Below are 24,008 nucleotides of genomic sequence, written 5' to 3' on the forward strand. Positions count from 1 at the left end.
CGCCTTTCCTTAACGTTGCGTGAGTTCTAGAAGCACGGTGATGACCCCGAAGAAGATGGCGATCGAGGAGCACAGCATCGCCTTCGAGGACCAGCGGTTGAGGTTGGCGTCGAAGTCGACGCTGCCGGTGGCCAGGGTGGTCTTCTGCCGCGTCCAGCGTTGCTGGTCCATGTGGAACATCGCGTAGACCTTCATCAGCGAGCCGACGATCTGGTTGTAATAGAGAACGAAGGGGTACATCGGGCTGACCGGGTGCCCGGCGAAGATGAACAGCACGGTCACCAGGCTGCGCGAGATCAGCACCCAGAACAGGTACACCAGCAGGTACTGGATGCCGAACACCAGGCCGGCCACCACCGAAGCGGTCAGGCCCATCAGGCAGGTCCACATCGACACCCGCTGGTCGAGCAGCACGTACAGGGTGAACAGCCCCAGGCGCGTGCGACCGAGCAGGGCGGTGGCGCGGAAGTTCTGCCGCAGCGAGTTGCCGTACCAGCGGAACATCAGCTGGCGGGTGGCGACCCAGAAGCTGTCGCTGGGCGGGTGCTCGACGGTCAGGGTGTGGCTGTCGGGCACGTAGAAGGTGTCCCAGCCGGCGCGCATCAGGCTCAGCCAGCTGGACTTGTCGTCGCCGGTGAGGAACTGGAAGCGGCCCAGGCGCCAGTGCTCGAGGAAGTCCGCCTCGACATCGCGGATGAACGCCGGGTCGGTCATCACCCCGGCGCGGAAGAACGACAGCCGTCCGGTCAGGGTCAGTACCCGATGCGACAGGGCCATCGAGCACATGTTGATATGCCGCTGGACGAAACGCATCGAGTGCCATTGGCGCATCCAGCGGCTGCCCTCGACCTCGCAGAACTCGTTGGTGGTCAGGCCACCGACGTCGGGCAGCACGGCGAACAGCTTGACCGCCCGCTCGACGCAGCCGGGCAGCATCATGGTGTCGCCGTCGACCACGCCGACCACCGCATCTTCCAGCGGCATCTGCCGCGACAGGGCACGGAAGGCGTGGGCCAGGCCATCGCGTTTGCCGGTGCCGCGGACGCGGACGATGACCAGGCGGATGTCGTCGCGGCCCTGCACCTCGTCGCGCATGATGTCCTTGATGAACTGCTCGTCACCTTTCTCGACGATCGAGGCGATCACCGTGCACGGCACCTTGAGTCGCTGCACTTCCTGGAATACCGACTGGTACACCTTGAAGGTGGTATGGGTGGGGATGCGAAAGCTCGTTACCACCATGAACATGTGCGATGGCAATGCCGCGTCGCCCAGGCGCTCGACCTGGCGGCGCAGGCGCGGGAAGCGCCAGTGCAGGAAGTACATGCCGCGTAGGTAGTGGACGATGGCATTGCCGTAGCGCCACATGCCCAGGATGCCGATGATGAAGATGAACTGGTGATGGCCTGGGTCCAGGTACTGCGGCGCGACCATCTGCGCGGCCAGCGCGATGAGCCCGGCGAGCATTGCCCAGGCACAGAAGGTGGCCGCTGCGCGCAGATAGCCCGGGGCCGCGAAAGGCCGCTGTCGTTGTCGTTCCATGGCGCTGTAGCTCCTTGGGTCGGGGCCCGCCGCAGGGGCGGGCATCGGCGTGCCTTACCAGCAGATGCCGTGGTGTTGGGCGTTGCTGCCGTCGGCCATGAAGCCGACCAGGTCGATCACCTGCTTGCCGGCGTCGAGCGCCTGCACGAAGCGTTCGTCGTTGTTGCCCAGCACGATCACCTCGGCTTCATCGATCACCTGTTGCAGGTCGCTGCGCAGCAGGGCGCTGACATGGGGGATCTGTTGCTCGATGTACTGGCGGTTGGCGCCGAACTGGCGTGCATGGTCGACGTTGGCGTCGAAGATCCGCAGTTCGTAGCCTTTTCCGATCAATTGTTCGGCCAGGGTCACCAGGGGCTTTCGCGCAGATCGTCGCTGTTGGCCTTGAAGGCCAGGCCCAGCAGGGCGATACGGCGCTTGCCGGCCTGGGTCACCAGGTCGAGCGCGTTCGCCACCTGGTTGCGGTTGCTGGCCATGATCGAGCCGAGCAGCGGGTGCGCCACGTCAAGCTGGCTGGCACGATAGGTGAGGGCGCGGACGTCCTTGGGCAGGCACGAACCGCCAAAGGCGAAGCCCGGGCGCAAGTAGTAGCGCGACAGGTTGAGCTTGTAGTCCTGGCAGACCACGTCCATCACTTCGCGGCCATCGACCCCGGAGGCCTTGGCGATGTTGCCGATCTCGTTGGCGAAGCTGACCTTGGTGGCGTGCCAGACGTTGCAGGTGTACTTGATCAGCTCGGCGACCTCGATCGACTTGCGGATCACCGGCGCGTCCAGGCCTTGGTAGAGCGAGGCAAGCAGGTCGCCGGAACGGCTGTCGAGTTCGCCGATCACGGTCATGGCCGGGAAGTCGTAGTCCTGGATCGCCGTGCTCTCGCGCAGGAACTCCGGGTTGACCGCCACGCCGAAGTCGCGCCCGGCCTGCTTGCCCGAGGCCTGCTCGAGCAGCGGGATGACCACGTTCTTCACCGTGCCCGGCAGTACCGTGCTGCGCACCACCACGGTGTGGCGGCTGGCCTTGTCGCGCAGGGCCGCGCCGATCTCGCGGCACACCGCCTCCATGTACACCAGATCGAGGTCGCCATTGGCCTTGCTCGGCGTGCCGACGCACAGCAGCGACAGCTCGGTGGCGAGGATCGCCGCCTGCACATCGGTGGTACCACGCAGGCGCCCCTGACGCACGCCGTCGAGCAGCAGTTGCTCCAGGCCCGGCTCGACGATGGGCGAGCGACCCTGGTTGATCATGTCGATCTTCGCCTGGGCGACGTCCACTCCCAGAACCTGATGCCCACGCGCCGACAGGCAACCGGCGCAGACCGCCCCCACATAGCCAAGTCCGAAGATACTGATGTTCATAGGTCCCTCTCCCCAGGCGCGGCGCAATGCCGGCCGAGATACTCAGTTCAAGAAGTTATGCAAATGCCAGACGCGCAGGATCAAGCCGCGCTAGATAGGTAGCGGTTCAGGCTGTTTCGTGGTGGTCTTTTTACATCCTAAGGAGTTTTCTGATAGTGCGGCAAGCGTTGTTGGTTAGTTTGTTTGGAATTTTCTTAAAGTTTGCTTTGTTAGTTAAAAAATCCTTCAAAAACAATAATTTAAAGTTTGATGTAAGTTGGGCGTCAAAAAAATGATTATCTAATTGGTGTCGACATAATGGCGTCAAAACGGTGGTTTTCCGTGGTTCTTGCAGTGCCTTGTCCCGCACGGTTTCTGCAAGCCAATTAATGTCATTCAGGTTTTTTCGTGTTGTCCGCCATCGCCGGCAAACCCCTTGCGCGGGCGATGCAAAGCCTGCAGGCGACAGTGCTGAACCCACTGTGATCGCCATGTCATCTGTCCCCCTGATTCAGGGCGTGGCGCAATGATGGCTTGCAACGATTGGATCCAATTGGCATAGTGCCGGACGATTGTGCAGACATTCACTCGGGTGCGGGATGCACCCGTCTTCCATTCATGCAAAGGAGGCAAGCAGATGAACGGATTTGGTCCGCGACTCAGAGAAGAGCGCGAACGCCTGGGGCTGACCCAGCGCATTTTTGGCGATATCGGCGGTGTCGAGCCCAACGCCCAGGGCAAATACGAGAGCGGCGAACGCACGCCGCGCATGGACTACCTCGCGGCGGTCGCGAGCCGGGGCGTGGATGCGCTTTATGTGCTCAGCGGCGTGCACACCCCTGCGCCCCTGGACAGCCTGACCTCTGATGAGAACCGCCTGCTAGGCGCCTTTCGCCGCCTGCCGTCGGCCGACCAGGCTGCAGTGTGGCACCTGCTCAACCGTCTCGCGGGTGAAGAAAATGGCCATGAAGGGCTGCGCATGCGCCGGCCTGACCGGCAGGCATATTTCCATGATGCTTTGCGCTAGTGTCCTGTCTCGGAAATACGTTCTCTTTTGGCGAGTGGCTTGGGTGTTCGGCCAAGGCGCCGCGACGAGTCATAGCAGGGCTATGGCGAGGAGTGGCAACGCGGGCAGGGCGCCCAAGACGCCGCCAAAAGTGAACAGCTTATTTCCGAGACAGGACACTAGGTTCGTGGTGAAAAATTTTGTTAAGGTGGCGGGATCCAATCGCCCCACTAACGAGGTGTCTGCTTGATTAGGGTCCTGGTGGTCGACGATCACGATCTGGTGCGTACCGGCATCACACGCATGCTGGCCGACATCGACGGGCTGCAGGTGGTGGGGGAGGCGGACTCTGGCGAGTCCGCCCTCAAACTGGCCCGCGAGCTCAAGCCGGACGTGGTGCTGATGGACGTGAAGATGCCAGGGATCGGCGGCCTGGAGGCCACGCGCAAACTGCTGCGCAGTCACCCCGACACCAAGGTGGTCGCGGTGACCGTGTGCGAGGAAGATCCGTTTCCCACCCGCCTGTTGCAGGCGGGGGCTGCGGGCTACCTGACCAAGGGCGCCGGGCTCGACGAGATGGTCCAGGCCATCCGCCTGGCCTTCGCCGGCCAGCGCTACATCAGCCCGCAGATCGCCCAGCAGTTGGCGCTCAAGTCGTTCCAGCCCCAGGGGTCGCCGTTCGATGCGCTGTCCGAGCGGGAAATCCAGATTGCGCTGATGATCGTCGGCTGCCAGAAGGTGCAGATCATCTCTGACAAGTTGTGTCTGTCGCCCAAGACCGTCAATACTTACCGTTATCGAATCTTCGAAAAACTCTCGGTCACCAGCGACGTCGAACTGACCTTGCTGGCCGTCCGTCACGGTATGGTCGACGCAAGTCTTTAAGCACACCTCATGTCACAACCTTTTGATGCAAGTGCGTTCCTGGCGACCTGCAGCGGTCGCCCGGGCGTTTACCGGATGTTCGACGGCGAGGCCCGCCTGCTGTACGTGGGCAAGGCCAAGAACCTCAAGAAGCGCCTGGCCAGCTATTTTCGCAAGACCGGTCTTGCGCCGAAGACGGCTGCCCTGGTGGGACGTATCGCCCAGGTCGAGACCACCATCACCGCCAACGAAACCGAGGCGCTGCTGCTCGAGCAGACGCTGATCAAGGAATGGCGCCCGCCCTACAACATCCTGCTGCGCGACGATAAGTCCTACCCATACGTATTCCTGTCTGACGGGGAATTCCCACGCCTGGGTATCCATCGAGGCGCGAAGAAAGCCAAGGGCCGCTACTTCGGCCCGTACCCCAGCGCAGGTGCCATTCGCGAGAGCCTGAGCCTGCTGCAAAAGGCGTTCTCGGTGCGTCAGTGCGAAGACAGCTACTACGCCAACCGCACCCGCCCATGCCTGCAGTACCAGATCAAGCGCTGCAAGGGGCCGTGCGTGGGCCTGGTGACGCCCGAGGAATACGCCGAGGACGTGCGTCACTCGGTGATGTTCCTCGAGGGGCGCAGCCAGCAGCTGGGCAACGAGCTTAATGCCGAAATGGAAAAGGCCGCCATGGCCCTGAATTTCGAGAAGGCCGCCGAGCTGCGCGACCAGATCGCCCTGTTGCGCCGCGTTCAGGACCAGCAGTACATGGAAGGCGGCTCCGGTGATGTCGACGTAGTGGCGGCTTTCGTCAACCCGGGCGGTGCCTGCGTGCACCTGATCAGCGTGCGTGGCGGCCGGGTGCTGGGCAGCAAGAACTTCTTCCCCCAGGTGGGCATCGAGGAGGAGGTGGCCGAGGTCATGGCCGCGTTCCTTTCCCAGTACTACCTCGGCAACGCCGAGCGCGAGCTGCCGGGCGAGCTGATCGTCAACGTGGTGCATGAAGACTTCGCCGCCATCAGCGAGGCGGTGCAGACCCTGCGCGGCCGCGAGCTGAGCATCAGCCACCGGGTGCGCGGCACCCGGGCGCGCTGGCAGCAACTGGCGGTGACCAACGCCGAGCAGGCGCTTAATGCCCGCCTGGCCAACCGCCAGCACATGGCCGCCCGCTTCGAGGCGTTGGCCCAGGTGCTGGGCCTGGATGAAGTGCCGCAGCGCCTGGAGTGCTACGACATCAGTCACTCCAGCGGCGAGGCAACCGTGGCCAGCTGCGTGGTGTTCGGCCCGGAAGGCCCGCTCAAATCCGACTATCGCCGGTTCAACATCGAAGGCGTGACCGCCGGCGACGACTACGCCGCCATGCATCAGGCGCTGATGCGCCGTTATGGCCGGATCAAGGACGGTGAGGGCAAGCTGCCCGATGTGCTGCTGGTGGACGGCGGCAAGGGGCAGCTGAACATGGCCCGCGAGGTGATGCAGGAGCTCGGCCTTACCGATCTCACCCTGCTCGGCGTGGCCAAGGGCGTGACCCGCAAGGCCGGTTTCGAGACCCTCTACCTGAACGACGTGGCCCACGAGTTCACCCTCAAGGGCGACTCGCCGGCCCTGCACCTGATCCAGCAGATCCGCGATGAAGCCCACCGCTTCGCCATCACCGGCCATCGCGCCCGGCGCGGCAAGGCCCGGCGCACCTCGAGCCTGGAGGACGTCGCCGGGGTCGGGCCCAAGCGCCGCCGCGACTTGCTGAAACATTTCGGCGGCCTGCAGGAGCTCAACCGCGCCAGCGTCGACGAGATCGCCAAAGCTCCCGGCATCAGTAAAAAGCTTGCCGAGTCGATTTATGCCAGCCTGCATAGCGAGTAGAATGTCGGGTTCAACTCGCAGCCAGTCGTACCGATGAATATTCCAAACCTGCTCACCGTTCTACGCGTCCTGCTCATCCCGATCTTCATCCTGCTGTTCTATGTGCCCTATCACTGGAGCTACATGGCCGCCAGCACGGTGTTCGCCATCGCCGCCGCCACTGACTGGCTCGACGGCTACCTGGCGCGTCGGCTGCAGCAGAGCACCCCGTTCGGCGCCTTCCTCGACCCGGTGGCCGACAAATTGATGGTCGCCGTGGCCCTGGTGCTGCTGGTGCAGGTGCACGCCAACTTCTGGCTGACGCTGCCGGCGGCGGTGATCATCGGCCGCGAGATCGTGGTCTCGGCGCTGCGCGAGTGGATGGCCGAACTCGGCGCCCGCGCCCATGTGGCCGTGTCGAACCTGGGCAAGTGGAAGACCGCCGCGCAGATGCTGGCGCTGGTGATCCTGCTGGCCAACCCGCCGCTGCTGACCTTCTGGGTGGTGCTGGGCTACGGCTTGCTGCTGGTGGCGGCGGGGCTGACCCTGGTGTCGATGGTGCACTACTTGGTGGCCGCCTGGCCGCACCTGCGCGAAGGTTCGGAGCAGAAGTAAAAGTTTTTTTGAATCAAGGGGTTGACGCCGTTCTGTAAATCGCTAGAATGGCACCCATCACGACGCGGGAATAGCTCAGTTGGTAGAGCACGACCTTGCCAAGGTCGGGGTCGCGAGTTCGAGTCTCGTTTCCCGCTCCAAATATAGATTTACAGCGTTCCACCGAACTCTGTAAGTCGTTGTAAAAAAGGGCCTTAGGGCCCTTTTTTAGTTCCAGCGGAAATAACCGAACCCGGTATCTGGTCGGTTCAAGGTCAGGTTTGAGACCCTGGCTGGAGATGGCCCACCTGGTTAGGGTTGATGCTTCACATCATTGCGCAAGGTGGAAGCATCTGAAATTTGCGTTACGACAGGGCTGACAAGCACATGCGCATGTCGTTTGGTCCAGGTCCGCCGCTATTGGACATTACGCCAGTGTTCCCAGCCACATCGCCCCTAGAATGATGAGCTGCGCCGGCACCAGGTATCGCGCAAAAGCGTAGCCGCCATTGCTGAGCGCCAGCACGCATTTGCTTAGTGTGTTCCCCGTCAGAGCCATCATGCCCGGCACCATCAGCTCAGTCATCTGCAGCCGACCCGCAACCACCAGCGAGGCTGCCGACGCCGTTGCCGCGTGGGCATCGCCCAGGCCGCTGACGAATGCTGCGATACTGGCCCCGTTGTGTCCCAGATGTTCGAGCAGAAACGCTGAGAGCAGTGCGATACCGGTCAGGGCCAGGGTGATTACGAGGGCTGTCCACAGGTTGAAGGCACCTGCGCCGAGGTGCGCGGTAGAATTGCTCGGTGCCGCGCGCCAAGGCGCGAGCAGCAACATGCCATAGATCGCGGTGACCAGCGCGCCGAGGCCGACCGCGGGCAGGAAAGGACCGAGCAGGTGGCGGTCGATGATGCTCAGCACCAAGGCGAACTGGGTGATGGTCGCCAAGTTGGACAATACCGCCGCCGCCGCGTAGGAGCGCGCCGCGGTAGGTTGTCGACTGGCGTCATGGGCTAGCAGGGCAATGGTCGCCGAACCGGAAGCAAAGCCTGAAGCGATGGCACTCAACGGCAGCCCATAGCGCGGGCCCACCAGGCGCATGGCGATATGACCTAACGCCGCCACTGTCATCAGCAGAACGACCAAGGTGCAAATAGTGCGTGGGTTGAGCACGCTGTAGGGGCCCAGGAACCGGTCCGGTGTCAGTGGCAATACCACCAGGGCCACCGTGAGCAACGTCAAGCCATCGCGCAGTTCCTGCTCGCTCAGTCGCTGCAGCACGAAATGATGCAGCTCGCGGCGCAAGGCCAGCAACACGGTCGAGACCACACCTGCGGCAGCGGCAAGCTCAGGCTCGGCAACGCTCAGCGCGCCCAGGACAAGTACCAGTAGAAGAGCGATCTCGCCTGTCACATCTGGTGCCTTCCCAGGCGAGTAGCGGTATTGCAGGCAAAGCAGCAGTATCAGGCCCAGGCTTGCTGTCCCGACCAGCACCGGTCCTGCCAGCAGCATGCTGACATAGCCCAGCAGGGCGGTGATGGCGAACGTCCTCAGCCCGGCGGCGGCAGGTACCTCGTCGCGGCGTTTCTTGCGTTCGCGCTCAAGGCCAACCAGCATGCCGATGCCCAGCGCGACTGCGCCGTGGCCAACACTCAGTGTGTCGAGCATGGCGCCTTGGGGCTTTGCTTGCGCTCATTGTCAGGGTCGCCTTGCTCGATCGCCATCAAGGCTGACATGTCGTGGATCTCCACCAGCCTGCCGCGCAGGCTGACAATGCCTTGCGCACGCAGGCGGGCGACCGAACGGCATACGGTCTCCAGGCGCAGGCCCAAGTACGATGCCATGTCCTCGCGCGACATACGTAACATGAAGCCATGGGCGGAATAGCCGCGGTTGACGAAGCGTTTGGACAGCCCGATCAGAAAACTGGCCAGGCGCTGCTCGGCGGTGAGGTTGCACAGCATCAACACACGCTCTTGCTCGCGCACTATCTCCCGGCTCATCAAGCGGTTCAGGCTCTGCTGCAATACCGGGAAGTCACGTGCCAGCGTTTGCAGGCGATGATAGGGCACTGGGCAGACTTCGCTGTCTTCCAGGGCAATCGCGTCGCAGACATGGTGGTCGGTGGCGATGGCGTCGAGGCCGAGCACGTCACCCGGCATCCAGAAGTTGATCACTACCCCCTGGCCTTCGGCGCTGTTGAGGCTGCTCTTGAAGCTGCCACAGCGCACGGCATAGAGCATCGTCAAGGGTGCATTGGCGTTGAACAGCGCAGCGCCTTTGCGAATGCGTAGGCGTGGCCCGATCAACGCGCCCAGGCAGCGTTTGTCATCCAGCGGCAGACCGGTGGGCAGGCACAAGCCGCTGACCCGACAATCGCGACAGAGCGTTACCAGCGGTTTCAGGTGAACCGGTGGCGGCGTGTACGGCGCAGCGGGCTGTTCGAGCAGCGAGACCTTCAGTTGGCCCGACATGTTCAGGCCTCCCTCGTGCAAGGCACATCCGCCCGAGCCGTCACGCCTGGACGGGGCGACCAACCCGCCAGCATGTCCAGCGAATGGGGCGCGTTGAGGCGGGCGTTGAGCCGCGCTACAAACTGTTGGGCTTCAACGGCCGTGTTGAAACTCACTCGCCAGTCGTCCATGCGAACCCAGCAGCGGTTGTGTTCGGTGTGGTTCTCGACGTAGACATTCATGGGGCCTCCAGAGCCTGCATGGGCAAGACAACTGCGGGACTAAAGGCCTCCGTGCCTGCATAGCACTTGGGTCAAGGCGTTATTGCCACTTTCATCACGCCATTGCGCTGGTGGGCGAACAGTTCATACGCGGCCTCGATGTCATCAAGGCGCATGCGGTGCGTGACCAGCGGCGAAACATCGACCCGGCCACTGGCTACAACTTGCATCAACCGACGCATGCGTTCCTTGCCACCAGGGCACAGGCTGGTGATGATGCGGTAGTCACCCAGACCAGCGGCATACGGGCCCAGTGGGATGTGCAGGTCGGCGCTGTACACGCCGAGGCTGGACAAGGTGCCGCCCGGCCGCAGCACCCGCAGCGCAGCCTCGAACGTGGCTTGCGTGCCCAGCGCCTCTATCGCCACGTCCACCCCGCGCCCGGCGGTGAGCGCCATGATCTGCTCGACCACATTGCCCTGCGTGAAATCGACGATGTGGTCGGCACCCATGCGGCGAGCGACACTGACCCGCTCGGCCACGGCATCGACACCAATGATGGTGGACGCGCCGAGCAGCCGGGCCCCAGCGACCGCGCACAAGCCGATCGGCCCCAGAGCGAACACGGCTACTGTGTCGCCCAGGATGACGCCCCCGCGTTCGGCCCCTGAAAAGCCGGTAGACATGATATCCGGGCACATCAGTACCTGCTCGTCGCTCAACTGATCGGGAATCGGCGAGAGGTTGACCATGGCATCCGGTACTCGCACGTATTCGGCCTGGCAGCCATCGATGATGTTGCCGAACTTCCAGCCGCCAATGGCCTTGAAGCCATGCGCGGTGCCAACGCCGTCTTGGGCGCTGCACCCACACAGGCAGGCGTTGCTATGGCCACTGGGGGTGATGGCGCCGGCAATGACGCGCTGGCCCTCATGCAAACCTTGCACCTGAGCGCCGAGTTTCTCGATCACGCCGACTGGCTCATGGCCGACGATGAGCCCCTTGGCCACCGGGTATTCACCGCGCAGGATATGCACGTCTGTGCCGCAGATGGTGGTGGTAGTGATGCGTAACAAGGCGTCCAGCGGGCCGATGTCGGGTATGGGCTTTTCCTCCACCACGATACGGTTCTTTTCGACAAACACCGCTGCTTTCATGAGGGCCATGGCACGCCTCCGGGGTGGTGGTTGTTGTGGCTAGGGGAGTAGCGTGCGCCCGGCAATCGGCGAAACATTGATCCTCGTCAAGGTTGTGTGCTGCGAGACATGCCGTCGGTCCGAGGGGCGTCAGTTGACAAACATCAAGCCTGTAGAGCAGGGCTACAGGATGCTTCGGGTATATATCGCAACCGCAGAGGTGTGCCATGGAAACCCCGCAAAGACTGCTGTTGATCGCATCCCCCCTGATGCGCCGAACCCCTGTCTACGACCGAGCCGCAGCCTTGGCCAAGGCCAAGGGCATGGCACTGCACATCGTGGCTTTCGACTACGTGGAGGGGCTTGCCACGGCAGGGCTGGTCAACCAACAGGCTCTTGCAGTGATGCGCGAAGGCTATGTACAGCAACACCGCGAGTGGTTGGAGACCCAGGCGCTGCCGATGCGGCGCAACGGTGTCACAGTCACCACCGAGGTGGTGTGGGTGCAGCACCCCTTGAACGAGATCCTGGTGCACCTGCGAGAGCAGCGCTTTGCCATGCTGATCAAGGCATTCGAGCATGAGCCATGGTGGGCGCGTGCCATGTTCACTTCCCTGGATATCCAGCTGCTGCGCGAAACCCGCATTCCTTTGCACCTGGTGCACCAGGCCAGCCATGCGTTGCCGCGCAGGATCCTGGCGGCCGTGGACCTGTCCAGGCCCGAAGACCAGTTCGAAGGCTTCAATGACCAGATCATCAGCGAGGCGTTGAAACTGGCTTTGCAGTGCAACGCGCAGATCGAATTGCTGTATGCCTACGACCTGGGTTCGATGTACCTGGACGCCAGCGGTAACCGGGAACACGCGTTCCTGTTCGATTCCAACCTCGCTCAGACGCTGCATGAAGCTCAGAGCGATGCCTTCAAGGCCCTTGCCGAGCGCAATGGCATTGCCGTCGAGCACCGCCACATGCGCATCGGCGACCCGGCCAAGGTCCTGGCCCTGTTCATGGACAACAATGATATCGACCTGCTGGTGATGGGCAGTTATCACCACCATGGCATCGGCTGGTTCATCGGCAGTACTGCCGAGCGGATGTTGCATCGTTTGTCCAGCAGTGTGCTGGTGATCTCCCCCGAGCGTTCCCAAGGGTAGCGCACAAGGCCCGCAAGGGCCTTGTTTTCAGGCTCGCAGGTCAAGCTCGTGGAGGATCTCGCTGACGTCGCCGCCCAGGTAGCGTGAGCTGAATCCCAGCGCCTTGGTCATCCGGTGCATGGCGTAGTTAGTCGACAGGTCCCTGGAAATCATCCACTCATAGCCACTGCGCCGCGCCGCGTCGACCAGGTGCCGCAGCAGACGCGTACCCAAGCCTTTACGCTGCCACTCCTCACGCACCGCTATCGCACACTCGCAGCGCGGGCTGTCAGGTAGGCCGGCGTAACGGCTGATGCCAATCTGCTGCAAGCAGCCGTCGACATGTGCCAGTGCGACATAGGCTCTGCGCTGGAAGTCGTCGACCGGCATCGCTTGCGGGGGCAGGCTGGGCAAGCCGCCGCTGAGCCCAGCGGTCAAGCGCAAGCGCCGAGCCTGGTGGGCGATCGAGCTGAGAAAGCGTCGGTTCCGCTCATGGTCCTCCTGGCGCAGCGGGCGGATCAGCACAGGCGTGCCGTCATCGAGCTTCTCGACCCAGTGCTCACTGGGGGCCGGCTGCTTGGACCGCTGCGTGTTCATCGTGCCTCCCGTTACTCGGATAGATACCTGAAAAGCGTTGTAACGTGGCTCGCCGCGGCGGTTCTGACAATCGTCAAGTTCGGGACACGGCCCCTTTTCTGATCTGCATCAAACGCCAGCGCGGGCGCGCCCGGACAATCCTTAGCATCACATCCCTGCCGCGCAAGCCCGGAGGTCCGCCATGGGTCAATATCGACAAATGCTGGTGTTGCTTGGTGAAGTCGACCCGCATTCCGCCGCGTTGCGAAGGGGGCTGGCGCTGGCGCATGTCAGCGGCGCCAGCGTGCATGTGCTGGGGTTGTTCGAACCGCGTGAGGAACCTCTGCTGCGCGAAGAGCGCCTGAACGAAGCCGATATCAAGCGCCAGTACGATCACTATCGTGAGCAACTGCGGGGCCTGGTCGAACGGCACCGCGGCCACGGTGTGGTGCTGACGGTCGACAGCCTCGCCGTCGACGATATCCGCAGCGACGCCATCGACTACATCAGCGAATTGCAGCCGGACCTGGTCATCAAGGACAGCGACTGCGCCTCGACCCTGGCGCGGTTGTTCGGCACCCCGCTGGACTGTGCGCTGATGCGTGGTTTCCAGGGGCTCACCCTGTTCGTGCCGAGGGCAGCTGTTTCATTACCCCGGCGCGTCATGGTCGCCGTGGATACCAGCTTCAGCGAGACCCCGACAGCCCAGCAGCAGTTCAACCAAGGTCTCATTCGCGTCGCCCAGGCTCTGGCACTGCAGTGCGGTGCCGCTCTGCATCTGTTGTCGGCCTACAACCTGGGCGGGGTATTCGCTGCGGACATGAGCGTCACCCAGGCATGGATTGAAGAGATGCGCCAGGCGCTTCAGGAACCCTTCAACGCCTTGGCTGAAGCCGAAGGCGTGGCGCATGACTGCCGCCACTTCATGCAGGGCGGCCCGGTGCAAGTGATCTGCGAACAGGTCGCCGCCCTGGAAGTCGACGCCGTGGTGATGGGTGTGGTGCAGCCCAAAGGGATGGATAAGCTGTTGGGTGACACCACTGAACGCATCGTCGGCCACCCGCCGTGCAGCGTACTCGCGGTTCACCCTCACGTGTTCGAACCCCTGGAGCCTTGGCCATGCAACTGACCTTTCTCGGCGGCACCGGGACGGTGACCGGCAGCAAATTCCTGTTGACCCGCGACCGCACGCGGATCCTGGTCGACTGCGGATTGTTCCAGGGCTACAAGCAGTTGCGCCTGCGCAACTGGGAGCCTTTGCCGCTGGCACTACGGGCGCTCGATGCGATCGTGCTGACCCACGCCCATCTCGACCATAGCGGCTACCTGCCAGTGCTGGCCAGGGAGGGTTACCACGGCCCGATCTATGCCACCCCGGCAACCTGCGCCCTGGCTGAAGTGCTTCTTCTCGACAGCGCGCGACTGCAAGAAGAACAGGCCGAACATGCCAATCGCCACGGCTACTCCAAACACACGCCGGCGCGGCCACTTTATACCGAGGAGGATGCGAAGCGGGTATTGGCGATGTTGCGGCCGGTGGGACTGCACCAGGCAACGCCGATCGCGGAGGGCATGGACCTGCTGTTGCGTACGGCTGGCCATATCCTGGGCGCTGCGACGGTGCAGATCAGTGCCGAAGGGCAGACCTTGGTCTTCTCGGGTGACCTTGGCAGGCCGCAAGACCCGATCATGCGGGCGCCGGAGCTGATCCGCACGGCAGATGTGCTGTTGGTGGAGTCCACCTACGGTGATCGCCACCACCCGGCAGAATCGACCGAGCGATCTCTGGCCCAGGTCATCAACCAGACACTCCTGCGTCATGGCATCGTCCTGGTGCCTTCATTCGCGGTGGGACGCGCCCAATTGCTGATGTATTACCTCCACAAACTCAAGCGTGATGGGCTGATCCCGGATATTCCGGTTTACCTGAACAGCCCGATGGCCACCGATGCGACCGCCCTTTATCAGCAGTTCCGAAATGAACACCGACTGTCGGCGCAGGAATGCGCCGCGATGTGCCAGGGCACACGGATCATCCACTCGGTCGATGAGTCCCGCCACCTGGACCAGTTGCGCGAGCCGGCAGTGATCATTGCCGCCAGTGGCATGGCCACCGGTGGCCGGGTGCTGCACCACCTGAAGGCACTGGCTCCCAACCCGCGCAACAGCATCCTGTTCTCCGGCTTCCAGGCCGGAGGCACGCGTGGCGCGGATATCGTCGCGGGCGCCCCCAGCGTGCGTTTGCAGGGCGAAGACGTGCCCATCCGGGCGCAGGTGCACACCTTGGAAAACCTGTCCGCTCACGCTGACGCCGACGAGATCATGGAGTGGCTGCGCGGCTTCAGCCGGCCACCGCGGCAGACCTATGTCATCCATGGCGAACCACATGCCGCCGACACCTTGCGCCGGCGGATCAGCCTGGAGCTGGGCTGGCAGGTGTGTGTACCGGACTATCAGGAAACCGTTGCCATCGACCCTGTGCGCTGAGCACGGCGCGGGAGGTAGTCATGAACACGAAAGCGCGAGCGAAACTAAGGGCCTGGATGCATCGGCCCAGGGGCAGCCTTGGCTGGATCGTGGCCATCGCCGCGTTGCTCATGGCAGCCTCTGTCTACCGCGCCGTGAGCCCCAGCTGGCGCATGCCGATGCGTGATCCGGCCGTGCTCCTGAGCCTGCTGGCATTGTGCGCGTTGCTGGGCTGGGTCGTGCAGCGCGGAGTGCGCCGTACGGTCGGCAAAGCGATCTTCAACAGCCGGGAGACGGGCGGGCAGGCCAGACTGGCGTTGCTGCGCGCGATCACCCGGGAATCCAACACGCTGATGGTCATGCTGTTGCTCCTGGCGGTTCTGGGCAGTGCCACGGTATGGCAGGCTGGGCGCGCCGTGGCGCAGATCGTGGGAAACTGCTCGGCGAACCTGCAGGCACAGGTGCAGGTACCCGAAGAGGCGCGGCTTGCGGCGTTGGTTGGCAAGCCCGTGTGTGCCTGCCTGGCGCAAACCTTCCTGGAGCGCAATGGGGTGATCCGCCTGGCGTTGTTCGGGACACCGATGCAGCAGGTGAGTGGCCTGCGGGCGCTGACCGCCGCCGACGAGCAGCGTTGCCTCGCGCGGTTCGACCTGCTACCCGAGACAGGCAATTTGAACACGCCTTGACCACAAAGTGAGTGCTGTTGCCTGGACGCTCAATGAATGAAGGGGGCCGCACATGGCACGGGAGATTGCCATGTGCGGCCACGCCTTGGGCCTGGCGCGGCTCAGAGGGTGAGGCGATGGATGACCTGGCTCGGGTCATCCGGGTCCGCGGCCGTGGTGAAGCCTGCTGCCTTGGCCAGGTCGCGCATTGGCTGGTTGGCAGCCGAGTCAATCGAGTACATCTGCCGAAAGCCCTGAGCCTTGGCGTGATCGATCAGGTGGCTGAGCAGGATTCGGCCTAGCCCATGATGTTGCCAACTGTCGAGTACCGTCACCGCGCACTCGCACTCAGCCTTGTCGGCACCGGCGGCATAGCGCGTAATGCCCACTTCCTGCAATTCACCCTCGACGTGGGCCAGGGCGACGTAAGCAGCTTGGCGGTCCTCGTCGACCTTCATCAACTGGTCGAGCAGGGCGTCACTGGGTTCCTTGACCTGGCAGAGGAAGCGAAAGTGCCGCGATTCGGGCGACAAGCGTTCGATGAAGGCCTTTTCGCGTGTCCGGTCCTTGGCTTGCAGCGGCCGGACCAGCACGTGGGTGCCGTTGTCCAGGGCTTCGACCCAATGCTCGCCGGCAGGTGTCGGAAAGATGGATTTGGAGGGTTGACGTGAAGTCTCGGCGGGGGGCATGGCAATATCCTCGGCAGTGATTGAACTAGGGAAGGTAAGCGTCGGCTGTGGACCTGAAGCAGGCTTGACCGTTGTCAAGGTCGTGCACGACAACACCCTTGATCGCGCCGCTGCCCGCCAGCAGCAGGTGAGATGGCTGGCCAGGCAACTGGGCGTTTCGCGCTGGGATTCATTTGGCTTTCCAGTACTTCTGCATTTCCAGAAACAGGAACGAGGCGGTCCAGGTGATCAGCACCAGGCCTGTCAGTGCCTGTAGGCCAGTGAGGTATTTCAGGTGACCGGTGGGCGCGATGTCGCCGAAGCCAATGGTGGTGTAGGTGGTGAAGGAAAAATAAACGCAGTCCAGGAAGCTCCCGTCGAAACTACCGCTGAGCGTTCCCCAGCCCTCGGCATGGGACATCAGGTAATAGGCCAGGGCAAAGCACCAGACCTCCACGGCATGTGCCAACAACGCGCCGAACACCCCCGCGACGATACGGAACCGACTCCACAGCCTCAGGCGCGGTAGCCAGTCATTCAAGCGCAGCAGGCATTCGTAGTGAATGACGACCACCAGGATCACGATCAGCATGTTGATCAGCGTGACAGTGAGCATCGTCGTTACTCGGGTCGGGGCTGCAGGGACACTGCATGCTGATGGTCAACTTGTCGCCGGTGGGGTGAAGGATCTGCAGCAGCAACGTCAAGCCGCCTCGGCGCTGTTTCTGCCCCCGGCCATGATGCGCTCGCGCGCAACAGTGTCCTGCTGCTTGTTTCTATCCCTGCAGCAGGCGAGGCGATTGATAAAGGTCAAACCCGGCGAATCGACGCTGCACCGTTGACAAATGTCAGGCCGCTGGCGGCGCCGCTTCCAATACTCCGGGTCGAGCAGACCACCAAAGAGGCTCTACGCCGGGCAACCCGGAAAGCTCGCCACGGGGGATTCTGGATTTGCCTTTGCAGCAACGTGGCACGATTATCGTCCACGCGATCGCTTGCGTACTGCTCAGCTTGATCCTGCCTGGCATGAGCGCAGGTTCCTGGGCTGCCAGGTTGAGGCGCCTGCCTTGAGCTAGAGCCCGAGTCGCGCACGTCGCATTCCTTGAGGAGTTGAGCATGAACGATTTTACCCCTTGGTCGTCCTTGGCAGGCGGCGCCATGATCGGTTTGGCCGCGGGGCTGTTTGCCGTGGCCAATGGGCGCATTGCCGGTATCAGTGGCCTGATCGGGTCGTTGTTGCAGCGTGGCGCAGAAGGGCGGGGCGAGAAAGCGTCGTTCTTGCTGGGGATCTTCGTCGCGCCGCTGCTGTGGCAGGTGTTTACGACGATGCCACCTGTGCATTTCACCGCCTCGCCCTGGGCGCTAATGGTGGCCGGGTTGCTTGTGGGTATCGGCACACGCTATGGCGCAGGCTGCACCAGCGGCCATGGCGTGTGTGGGCTGGCTCGGTTATCGCCACGCTCTGCGGTGGCAACGCTGTGTTTCATGAGCGCCGGATTTGCCACCGTCTTTCTCCTTCGTCATGTCCTGGCAGGTGCTTAACATGCAGCGATTCATTGGTTTCCTCGCCGGGGCCCTGTTCGGCATGGGGCTGTTGGTGTCGGGGATGGCGAACCCTGCCAAGGTCCTTGGCTTTCTCGACCTTGCTGGGCAGTGGGATCCATCGCTGGCACTGGTGATGGTCGGCGCCATCGGCATGGCGTTGCTGCCCATGACGTGGGCACGGCGGCAAGCCGTGGCGTTGCTGGGAGGACGGATGCAGATGCCAACGCGGCATGACGTCGATCATCGGCTGGTCGGCGGCAGTCTGGTCTTCGGGGCCGGCTGGGGGCTTGCCGGCATTTGCCCTGGTCCTGCGTTGGTGCTGCTGGTGGGTGGGTATTGGCAGGCCTGGCTGTTCGTGGCAGCGATGCTTGCTGGCATGCTGCTGGTCAATGCCTTGGAAGTTTCACGCAACTGAACAAGGCAGTGCACCAAAGAAGTTGTCGCGACTTGAGCGCGAATGTGGCCATGCACGGGCATGCGTGATGGAAAGGTGAGGCCGTGCAGGTTTTGCACGTGGGGCACTGTGTGTGCTCGACCCGGGCTGGGATGCCAATGTCCAAGGCAAATAAGCAATGGCGCCAGAGTGCGCAAGAAACGGAGAGCATCCCCCCGTACCGCACCCGATAGTACCCGCGCACCCTGCAAATCACCTTCAGGACGAGGTACAGATCATGCAACTGGCAGGCAAAGTGGCAATCATCACCGGTGCCAGCTCTGGCATCGGCCGTGCGGCGGCGAAACTGTTCGCCCGGCACGGCGCCAATCTGGTGCTCACAGCGCGGCGTCAGGCTGAGCTCGAGCAGTTGGCGGCGGACATCACGGCAGGCGGACACGGCCGGGTCTTTACGGTGGCCGGTGACATCACCGATGCGGCGCTGGCCAGGGAACTGGTGGACGCGGCAGTGTCGCGCTTCGGTGGCCTCGATATCGCCTTCAACAATGCAGGCACCCTCGGTGAGCTGGCTGCCGTTCCCGAGCTGACGCTGGACGCCTGGCAACATACCTTGCACACCAACCTGACCAGCGCTTTCCTCTGCGCCCAGGCGCAGATTCCGGCGCTGCTGGCCCGTGGCGGTGGCTCGGTGATCTTCACCTCGACCTTCGTCGGCCACGCGGTGGGTATGCCGGGCATGGCTGCTTATGCGGCCAGCAAGGCGGGCCTGGTCGGCCTGGTCCAGGTCATCGCGGCGGAGCAGGGTGCCCTCGGGATACGCGCCAATGCGTTGCTGCCGGGCGGTACCGACACGCCGATGGGCCGCAGTGTGATGAGCAGCCCCGAGGCCCAGGCCCATGTCGAAGGGTTGCACGCCCTCAAACGCCTGGCCAGGCCGGAGGAAATCGCCGAGGCGGCACTGTTCCTGGCCTCGGACGCATCAAGCTTCATGACCGGGTCGGCGATGGTGGTGGATGGCGGGATATCGGTGGTGCGCGGCTGAGGCGCGCCATAATATGTCATGCTGGGGCATATCACCCTTTTCGGCATTGCAGGTCCACCGCCTGCTCGGCGCTATGGCGTGCACGTCAACGTCGGTCACAGTGACAATATGAAGGTCCGCGACCCCTTTCTGCACCTGCTCGACAGCCACTGAGCTGTCGAGCAGGCGCGGGCCGTGGCTACTTCAATCGGCCTGCTTGGGCGCAAATCGCAGGATCAGGCAGGCGATGACTGCCGACAGCAACGAGCCCAGCAAGATGCCGATCTTGGCTGCATCGATCTTCTCGGCCTGGCCCGGGAACGCCAGTTCGCCGATGAACAGGCTCATGGTGAAGCCGATACCGCAGAGCATCGCCACGCCGTAGATCTGCAGCCAGCTGGCGCCTTGGGGTTTGCTGGCCAGGCCGGTCTTGACCGCCAGCAGCACGCCACCGAATACACCGAGCTGCTTGCCCAGCAGCAGGCCCAGGGCAATGGCCAGCGGCAGTGGGGCAAAGATGTCGTCAAGGCCCAGGTCGCCGAACGAGACGCCGGCGTTGGCAAAGCCGAAAGCCGGCACGATGAGGAAACCGACCCACGGCGCCAGGCCATGCTCCAGCTTGAGCAGCGGGCTGGCCTCGCGGGCCTCGCTGCTGCCTGTGCTGTACGGGATCAACAGGGCGCCGACCACGCCGGCGATGGTGGCGTGCACGCCTGACAGCAGGGTCACGTACCACAGCGCGGCCACGCCGATCAGGTAGGGCCACAGGCTGACCACGCGCAGGCGGTTGCAGGCCAGCAGGATGGCGATGATGCCGGCGGCACCAGCCAGTGCCAGCAGGTTCAGCGACGAGGTGTAGAACACCGCGATGATTGCCACCGCGCCCATGTCGTCGATGATCGCCACCGACACCAGCATTACCTTCAGTGACAGCGGCGCATGTCGTCCGAGCAGGGCCAGGGCGCCGACGGCGAAGGCGATGTCGGTGGCGGCGGGGATCGCCCAGCCGTTGGACAGCCCGGGTTCACCGCCTGCCACCGCCAGGTATATGAGCGCCGGCACGGCCATGCCCATCAGTGCTGGCAGTGCCGGCAGGCGGCGCTGCTCCCAGCTGGCCAGGCGGCCGTCGACCAGCTCGCGCTTGATCTCCAGGCCTACCAGCAGGAAGAAGATCGCCATCAGACCATCGTTGATCCACATGTGCACGGTCATCGGGCCGAGTTTCTCGGTCAGCACCGGGCCGACGGGCAGGTGCAGCAGGTGCTGGTAGGCGCTGGCCCAGGGACTGTTGGCAATGACGATGGCCAGCGCGGCGGTGAACATCAGCAAGACGCCGCCGGCCGCTTCGGTGGCCAGCAGGTGACGCAGCATGGAGCGCGGCTTGAGGGTAGGAAGGGGTGCAGTCATGTAACGGTCCTCGTTCATGGCATCACCCTCGCAATGGCAGTGGCGTGGCGGACAACGGGCACGGCGGGACGCTGGCTCCGGACTGGGCGGGCCACTGCGGCGAAGGGCGAGAAGAAGGATGGGGAATGCGGCACGGCAACCCACGCCGTGAAGACACGGGGCAGGAAGGGCCATGGGGAATGGAGGCATGCGTGCAACATGGACAAATCTCACGGAAAACAAATGAATGTTCTCCGTATTCGGGAAGGCTCCCGGGCGCACGCAGCACACGCCAGGCGGTCATTCTAGCTATCCGATCGCAGGAATGCGTCAACATTTTGCGTCCAAATGTTGCCAGGTCAAGGTGGGGCAGCCCGGTATCGGCCATGGCCAGAGGGCCCCACGCTTTGGGCCCACTCGTTACCTAGGCTGCCTGCATTCACATCGAAAACCTGTCAGCGCACCCGCTCAAGGCTTTTCAGCGCAAGGTCGAGGGCTTTTTGCATGTCCAGCCGCGCCGACCGCCCGACATCCTTGTCACCGAGCTGATAGTTGCGTTCCGACGGCAGGATGGGAGCGGTGAGGTCCTCGGCATCCATCCGCTCGAAGTCATGCTGGTCACCGATGCTCATGGCGCTGCGGCGCAACAGCATGCGTACCTGTTCGGGCTGCAGGTTCGGGTTGATCGACAACATCGCCGCCACCAGGCCCGTGACCATCGGCGTGGCATAGGAGGTACCGCAATGCACTGCGCCGGGCGGCCCTGCTTCGAGGGTCGAGGCGTGGGCGCAGGCGGCAGCGGTGATGTCCACCCGCATGTCCATGTTCGAGCTGCTGCGCCTGACGGCAAAGGCCGGGTCGTCAACGGCGCGCTCGCCTCCCTGGGCGCGCTGGTGGCCGCCGACCACCAGCAACTGCTCGGTGATGAACGATGAGGGTAGGCGGTAATCGTCGGTGCCGGCAAAGGTCGAGCCATTGCCGGCGGAGTTCACCACCAGCACATCGGGGTGCGACTTGCGCAGCCAGAGAAAGAACTCTTCCAGCAATTCCTCGTAGCCGCTCATGGCAAGCCCTGAGCGCAACAAGGAGTCGACTTCTTCACCCTCGGCGTTGCGGGTGCCGACGCGGTGGATGCCCCAGCTCCAGTTGAGCACGCGCACGCCGTCCTCGACGAGGTTGACCGAGGCCGCGATATTGGCCGTGATACCGGCATCGGAGTTGCGCTCGACGATCACCTCGAAACCGCCGCTGGCCGGTTCCAGGCCGCGCAGGAAGCCGGTGTTGCCACCATTGTTCCAGCCGGCGGCAAGAATGCCGGCGACCGTGGTGCCATGCGTGTCTGGCTGGTCCGCGTCGCGGGCGTACAGGCACGTGCGGGGAATGGCACACGCACCCAGGTAATCGGCAAAGTCCGGGCTGTCGAAGTCGACATCGCGTTCGATCAGGCCGATGCGCAGCGGCTGTGGCTGGATGACAGCCTGCTTGCCAGGCAGGCGTCGCTGGTAGAAATCGACCGCGTCCAGGAAGCGGTTCGCCGCCCACTCGTCAGAGTCCCGGGGTGGGGTGTGGGGGCGTTCCTGTTCGGCCTGTTCCGGCGCCGACTCTTCGATGACCACCGCATCGACGCTGGCCTCGCTGCTCAGGCGTAGAACCAGGGCATCGCGTTGCTCCAGATTGCGTGCCGGCAGGCGCAACTGATAGAGGTTCAGCGGCGCAATGCTGCCGACGACGTTGGCCCCATATTTGCCCGCCAGGCGTTCGGCCTCCTGGCGACCATCATGACGTTCCTCGATCAACAGACTCACCAGGTTCACATACGTAGTCAGACCGTCCATGTTCCTCGCCACTTCGTCTGGCCCTGCGGCCAGTACGTGACTGTTGCGCAGTGTCAGCCATACAGCGTTGCTGGTGCGCGTGCCATGTTCAAGCCAGAGCGGGCCGCTTTGCCGCTCGCTGCTGTCCAGCCGCAGGCGTAGCCGATCCGCTTCGCGCACCACCGCGCTGGAGGGGATCGTCTTGTCGCCGAGTTTCAGTGTCGGCGGCTGGGCGCTCAGCCCCCGGACGGTCAGGCACCAGTCTTGGCGCCGGGTGTCCAGCAGGTCACCGCAACGCTTCAGGCTTTCGATACGCAAGCCTTCCGACGCCTGTGCCATTGCGCCTGCGAGCAACATGAGCAGGGTGATGAAGGCGGCGAGCAGTACGGCCATGGGGCGGTTTCCTTGCTGAGGGCCTGCAGTTCCGACTGCTGCGCAGCGCGCTTGGTTCAGCTGTCAGAGGTATGGCCTTGCCTTGAGGCCCACGCCACGGCGCACAGTGTCACGCCCGCCACGTTCAGCGAGACCGGATTGAAGGCGTCCACCAGCATCGACGGCTGCATCACCGCCACATCCACCAGCAGCCCAAGCAGCACGCCCGCGGCGACCAGCAACGGCCAGGCCAGGCTCGGCATCAGCAGCAGTGCGGCGAGTACCAGTTCAGCTACGCCGGCAATTTGTGACAGCCAGGCTGCGTGCCCCAGTCCGTGAGCCTGCAACAACAACTGCTCACCGGGGCTGAGCAACAGCAGCTTGGGCACCAGCCCGTGGTAGGCGAAGATGAACGCCAGGCTGGCGCGCGCCAGCCAGTGCACCTGGCGCAGGCGGTTCATGGCTGGCCCTGGAGAAAGCGTCGCTGGTGGTCCGGGCTCGGCAGCAGGCATTGGTCGTGCTTGCCGAACAGGCGATAGCGATTGAGTGCCACACGATCGTACAGCCAGTCCCGTAGTCCCTGCGGGCAGATGCGCAGTACCCGTAGCAGTGGCCAGGCGCCGGGCAGTTGTCGGGTGATTTCGAAAAACGCCGCGGAGCGCACCCAGCAGTTCTGGTCACGGATCACCGCTATGGTGTCGAACGCCGCTAGCGGCAGGCCCGCCCAGGCGAGCAGCGCCTGGCCTTGCGCTGACTGCACCGTGGCCAGGCGGATGCGTTGATGGCGATCATGGCGGATCACGAATTTCGCCCAGCCATTACACAGCTTGCACACACCGTCGAACAGCAAGACGGTTTCTCCTGGCGCAAGCAGTGGCGCAGGGGTAGGGCGTTTCAGGGCAGCGGGCATGGCTTGATTCCGTTCAGGCGGTGGGCCGGTATTGTATAGCGGTCAGGCAGGCGAAGGGGCATGTACGCGCGGTGGGT

General features: G+C 63.5%; 25 protein-coding genes, 1 tRNA gene and 1 pseudogene. 13 read left to right on the forward strand and 14 right to left on the reverse strand.

All coding sequences use genetic code 11. The features are described 5' to 3' along the window. Positions 1–9: 9 nt before the first annotated feature. The 3 genes and pseudogenes from C3F42_RS27880 to C3F42_RS29515 all read right to left on the reverse strand — a co-directional run bounded on the left by C3F42_RS27880 (position 10) and on the right by C3F42_RS29515 (position 3,369). A complete protein-coding gene (locus C3F42_RS27880) occupies positions 10–1,542 on the reverse strand; it encodes a glycosyltransferase (RefSeq protein ID WP_177410844.1) in 1,533 nt (510 codons plus the stop codon). Positions 1,543–1,596: 54 nt separating this feature from the next. Continuing rightward, a pseudogene (locus C3F42_RS27885) lies at positions 1,597–2,897 on the reverse strand (nucleotide sugar dehydrogenase). 130 nt (positions 2,898–3,027) lie between these two features. Further along, entirely contained in the window at positions 3,028–3,369 is a 342-nt protein-coding gene (locus tag C3F42_RS29515) for a hypothetical protein (protein WP_158659604.1), read from the reverse strand. 144 nt (positions 3,370–3,513) lie between these two features. Here C3F42_RS29515 and C3F42_RS27890 point away from each other — a divergent pair, with 144 nt between their 5' ends. From C3F42_RS27890 to C3F42_RS27910, 5 genes are all read left to right on the forward strand, one after another. Then, the gene (locus tag C3F42_RS27890) at positions 3,514–3,903 is read left to right on the forward strand and encodes a helix-turn-helix domain-containing protein (RefSeq protein ID WP_023631420.1); all 390 of its coding nucleotides are present in this window, start codon (positions 3,514–3,516) and stop codon (positions 3,901–3,903) included. 225 nt (positions 3,904–4,128) lie between these two features. Further along, the gene (gene uvrY, locus C3F42_RS27895; RefSeq protein WP_023631421.1) at positions 4,129–4,767 is read left to right on the forward strand and encodes a UvrY/SirA/GacA family response regulator transcription factor; all 639 of its coding nucleotides are present in this window, start codon (positions 4,129–4,131) and stop codon (positions 4,765–4,767) included. Between the two features lie 9 nt (positions 4,768–4,776). Continuing rightward, positions 4,777–6,600: an excinuclease ABC subunit UvrC gene (gene uvrC / locus C3F42_RS27900; protein WP_038706386.1), complete on the forward strand. Its 1,824-nt coding sequence runs from the start codon at positions 4,777–4,779 to the stop codon at positions 6,598–6,600. A gap of 33 nt (positions 6,601–6,633) precedes the next feature. Then, positions 6,634–7,194: a CDP-diacylglycerol--glycerol-3-phosphate 3-phosphatidyltransferase gene (gene pgsA / locus C3F42_RS27905; protein ID WP_038706385.1), complete on the forward strand. Its 561-nt coding sequence runs from the start codon at positions 6,634–6,636 to the stop codon at positions 7,192–7,194. 64 nt (positions 7,195–7,258) lie between these two features. Next, positions 7,259–7,334 (forward strand) — tRNA-Gly (locus C3F42_RS27910). 266 nt (positions 7,335–7,600) lie between these two features. Here the strand turns inward: C3F42_RS27910 and C3F42_RS27915 are convergent. From C3F42_RS27915 to C3F42_RS27930, 4 genes are all read right to left on the reverse strand, one after another. Continuing rightward, on the reverse strand, positions 7,601–8,839 hold the full coding sequence (locus tag C3F42_RS27915) for an MgtC/SapB family protein (RefSeq protein WP_104445167.1): 1,239 nt from the start codon (positions 8,837–8,839) through the stop codon (positions 7,601–7,603). Further along, complete coding sequence (locus tag C3F42_RS27920) at positions 8,824–9,645, reverse strand: helix-turn-helix domain-containing protein (protein WP_023630306.1); 822 nt, start codon at positions 9,643–9,645, stop codon at positions 8,824–8,826. The genes C3F42_RS27915 and C3F42_RS27920 overlap by 16 nt, the downstream gene beginning before the upstream one ends. Before the next feature lie 2 nt (positions 9,646–9,647). Then, on the reverse strand, positions 9,648–9,866 hold the full coding sequence (locus tag C3F42_RS27925) for a hypothetical protein (protein ID WP_094011377.1): 219 nt from the start codon (positions 9,864–9,866) through the stop codon (positions 9,648–9,650). 71 nt (positions 9,867–9,937) lie between these two features. Further along, positions 9,938–11,011, reverse strand: a complete 1,074-nt coding sequence (locus C3F42_RS27930; RefSeq protein ID WP_094011378.1) for an NAD(P)-dependent alcohol dehydrogenase — start codon at positions 11,009–11,011, stop codon at positions 9,938–9,940. Positions 11,012–11,208: 197 nt separating this feature from the next. Between C3F42_RS27930 and C3F42_RS27935 the strand changes: the two genes are divergently transcribed. Further along, complete coding sequence (locus C3F42_RS27935) at positions 11,209–12,135, forward strand: universal stress protein (protein WP_023630309.1); 927 nt, start codon at positions 11,209–11,211, stop codon at positions 12,133–12,135. Positions 12,136–12,162: 27 nt separating this feature from the next. Here the strand turns inward: C3F42_RS27935 and C3F42_RS27940 are convergent, their stop codons facing one another. Further along, positions 12,163–12,711 (reverse strand): GNAT family N-acetyltransferase, encoded by a 549-nt coding sequence (locus C3F42_RS27940; protein WP_094011379.1) that lies wholly within the window; start codon positions 12,709–12,711, stop codon positions 12,163–12,165. Positions 12,712–12,892: 181 nt separating this feature from the next. Between C3F42_RS27940 and C3F42_RS27945 the strand changes: the two genes are divergently transcribed. The 3 genes from C3F42_RS27945 to C3F42_RS27955 are packed head-to-tail and all read left to right on the forward strand — an operon-like array spanning position 12,893 to position 15,842. After that, the gene (locus tag C3F42_RS27945) at positions 12,893–13,819 is read left to right on the forward strand and encodes a universal stress protein (RefSeq protein ID WP_104445168.1); all 927 of its coding nucleotides are present in this window, start codon (positions 12,893–12,895) and stop codon (positions 13,817–13,819) included. After that, on the forward strand, positions 13,810–15,177 hold the full coding sequence (locus tag C3F42_RS27950) for an MBL fold metallo-hydrolase RNA specificity domain-containing protein (protein WP_094011381.1): 1,368 nt from the start codon (positions 13,810–13,812) through the stop codon (positions 15,175–15,177). Before C3F42_RS27945 ends, C3F42_RS27950 begins: the two co-directional genes overlap by 10 nt. A gap of 20 nt (positions 15,178–15,197) precedes the next feature. Continuing rightward, positions 15,198–15,842, forward strand: a complete 645-nt coding sequence (locus C3F42_RS27955; protein ID WP_232888057.1) for a hypothetical protein — start codon at positions 15,198–15,200, stop codon at positions 15,840–15,842. Between the two features lie 101 nt (positions 15,843–15,943). On the opposite strand, the gene C3F42_RS27960 is transcribed toward C3F42_RS27955, so the two are convergent. Beyond that, complete coding sequence (locus C3F42_RS27960; RefSeq protein WP_023629267.1) at positions 15,944–16,510, reverse strand: GNAT family N-acetyltransferase; 567 nt, start codon at positions 16,508–16,510, stop codon at positions 15,944–15,946. 169 nt (positions 16,511–16,679) lie between these two features. After that, on the reverse strand, positions 16,680–17,105 hold the full coding sequence (locus C3F42_RS27965; protein WP_023629268.1) for a potassium channel family protein: 426 nt from the start codon (positions 17,103–17,105) through the stop codon (positions 16,680–16,682). Between C3F42_RS27965 and C3F42_RS29520 the strand changes: the two genes are divergently transcribed. From C3F42_RS29520 to C3F42_RS27985, 4 genes are all read left to right on the forward strand, one after another. Then, the gene (locus tag C3F42_RS29520; RefSeq protein ID WP_123902482.1) at positions 17,080–17,331 is read left to right on the forward strand and encodes a hypothetical protein; all 252 of its coding nucleotides are present in this window, start codon (positions 17,080–17,082) and stop codon (positions 17,329–17,331) included. The genes C3F42_RS27965 and C3F42_RS29520 overlap by 26 nt on opposite strands. Before the next feature lie 274 nt (positions 17,332–17,605). Beyond that, positions 17,606–18,031, forward strand: coding sequence for a YeeE/YedE family protein (locus tag C3F42_RS27975; RefSeq protein WP_023629269.1), 426 nt, complete (start codon positions 17,606–17,608; stop codon positions 18,029–18,031). 1 nt (position 18,032) lies between these two features. Beyond that, on the forward strand, positions 18,033–18,449 hold the full coding sequence (locus C3F42_RS27980) for a DUF6691 family protein (RefSeq protein WP_094011382.1): 417 nt from the start codon (positions 18,033–18,035) through the stop codon (positions 18,447–18,449). A 256-nt stretch (positions 18,450–18,705) separates the two neighbouring features. Next, positions 18,706–19,470, forward strand: coding sequence for an SDR family oxidoreductase (locus C3F42_RS27985; RefSeq protein ID WP_104445169.1), 765 nt, complete (start codon positions 18,706–18,708; stop codon positions 19,468–19,470). Between the two features lie 183 nt (positions 19,471–19,653). Here the strand turns inward: C3F42_RS27985 and nhaA are convergent, their stop codons facing one another. The 4 genes from nhaA to C3F42_RS28005 form a co-directional block, all read right to left on the reverse strand. Continuing rightward, positions 19,654–20,856: a Na+/H+ antiporter NhaA gene (nhaA, locus tag C3F42_RS27990; RefSeq protein ID WP_038707571.1), complete on the reverse strand. Its 1,203-nt coding sequence runs from the start codon at positions 20,854–20,856 to the stop codon at positions 19,654–19,656. A 434-nt stretch (positions 20,857–21,290) separates the two neighbouring features. After that, complete coding sequence (locus tag C3F42_RS27995) at positions 21,291–23,006, reverse strand: S8/S53 family peptidase (protein ID WP_244891322.1); 1,716 nt, start codon at positions 23,004–23,006, stop codon at positions 21,291–21,293. Positions 23,007–23,098: 92 nt separating this feature from the next. Further along, positions 23,099–23,482, reverse strand: coding sequence for a DoxX-like family protein (locus tag C3F42_RS28000; RefSeq protein WP_094011385.1), 384 nt, complete (start codon positions 23,480–23,482; stop codon positions 23,099–23,101). After that, positions 23,479–23,931, reverse strand: coding sequence for a thiol-disulfide oxidoreductase DCC family protein (locus tag C3F42_RS28005; protein ID WP_104445170.1), 453 nt, complete (start codon positions 23,929–23,931; stop codon positions 23,479–23,481). The genes C3F42_RS28000 and C3F42_RS28005 overlap by 4 nt, the downstream gene beginning before the upstream one ends. Positions 23,932–24,008: the final 77 nt, after the last annotated feature.

This window comes from Pseudomonas sp. PONIH3 (assembly GCF_002934345.1).
GTDB classification, from domain to species: Bacteria; Pseudomonadota; Gammaproteobacteria; order Pseudomonadales; family Pseudomonadaceae; genus Aquipseudomonas; species Aquipseudomonas soli.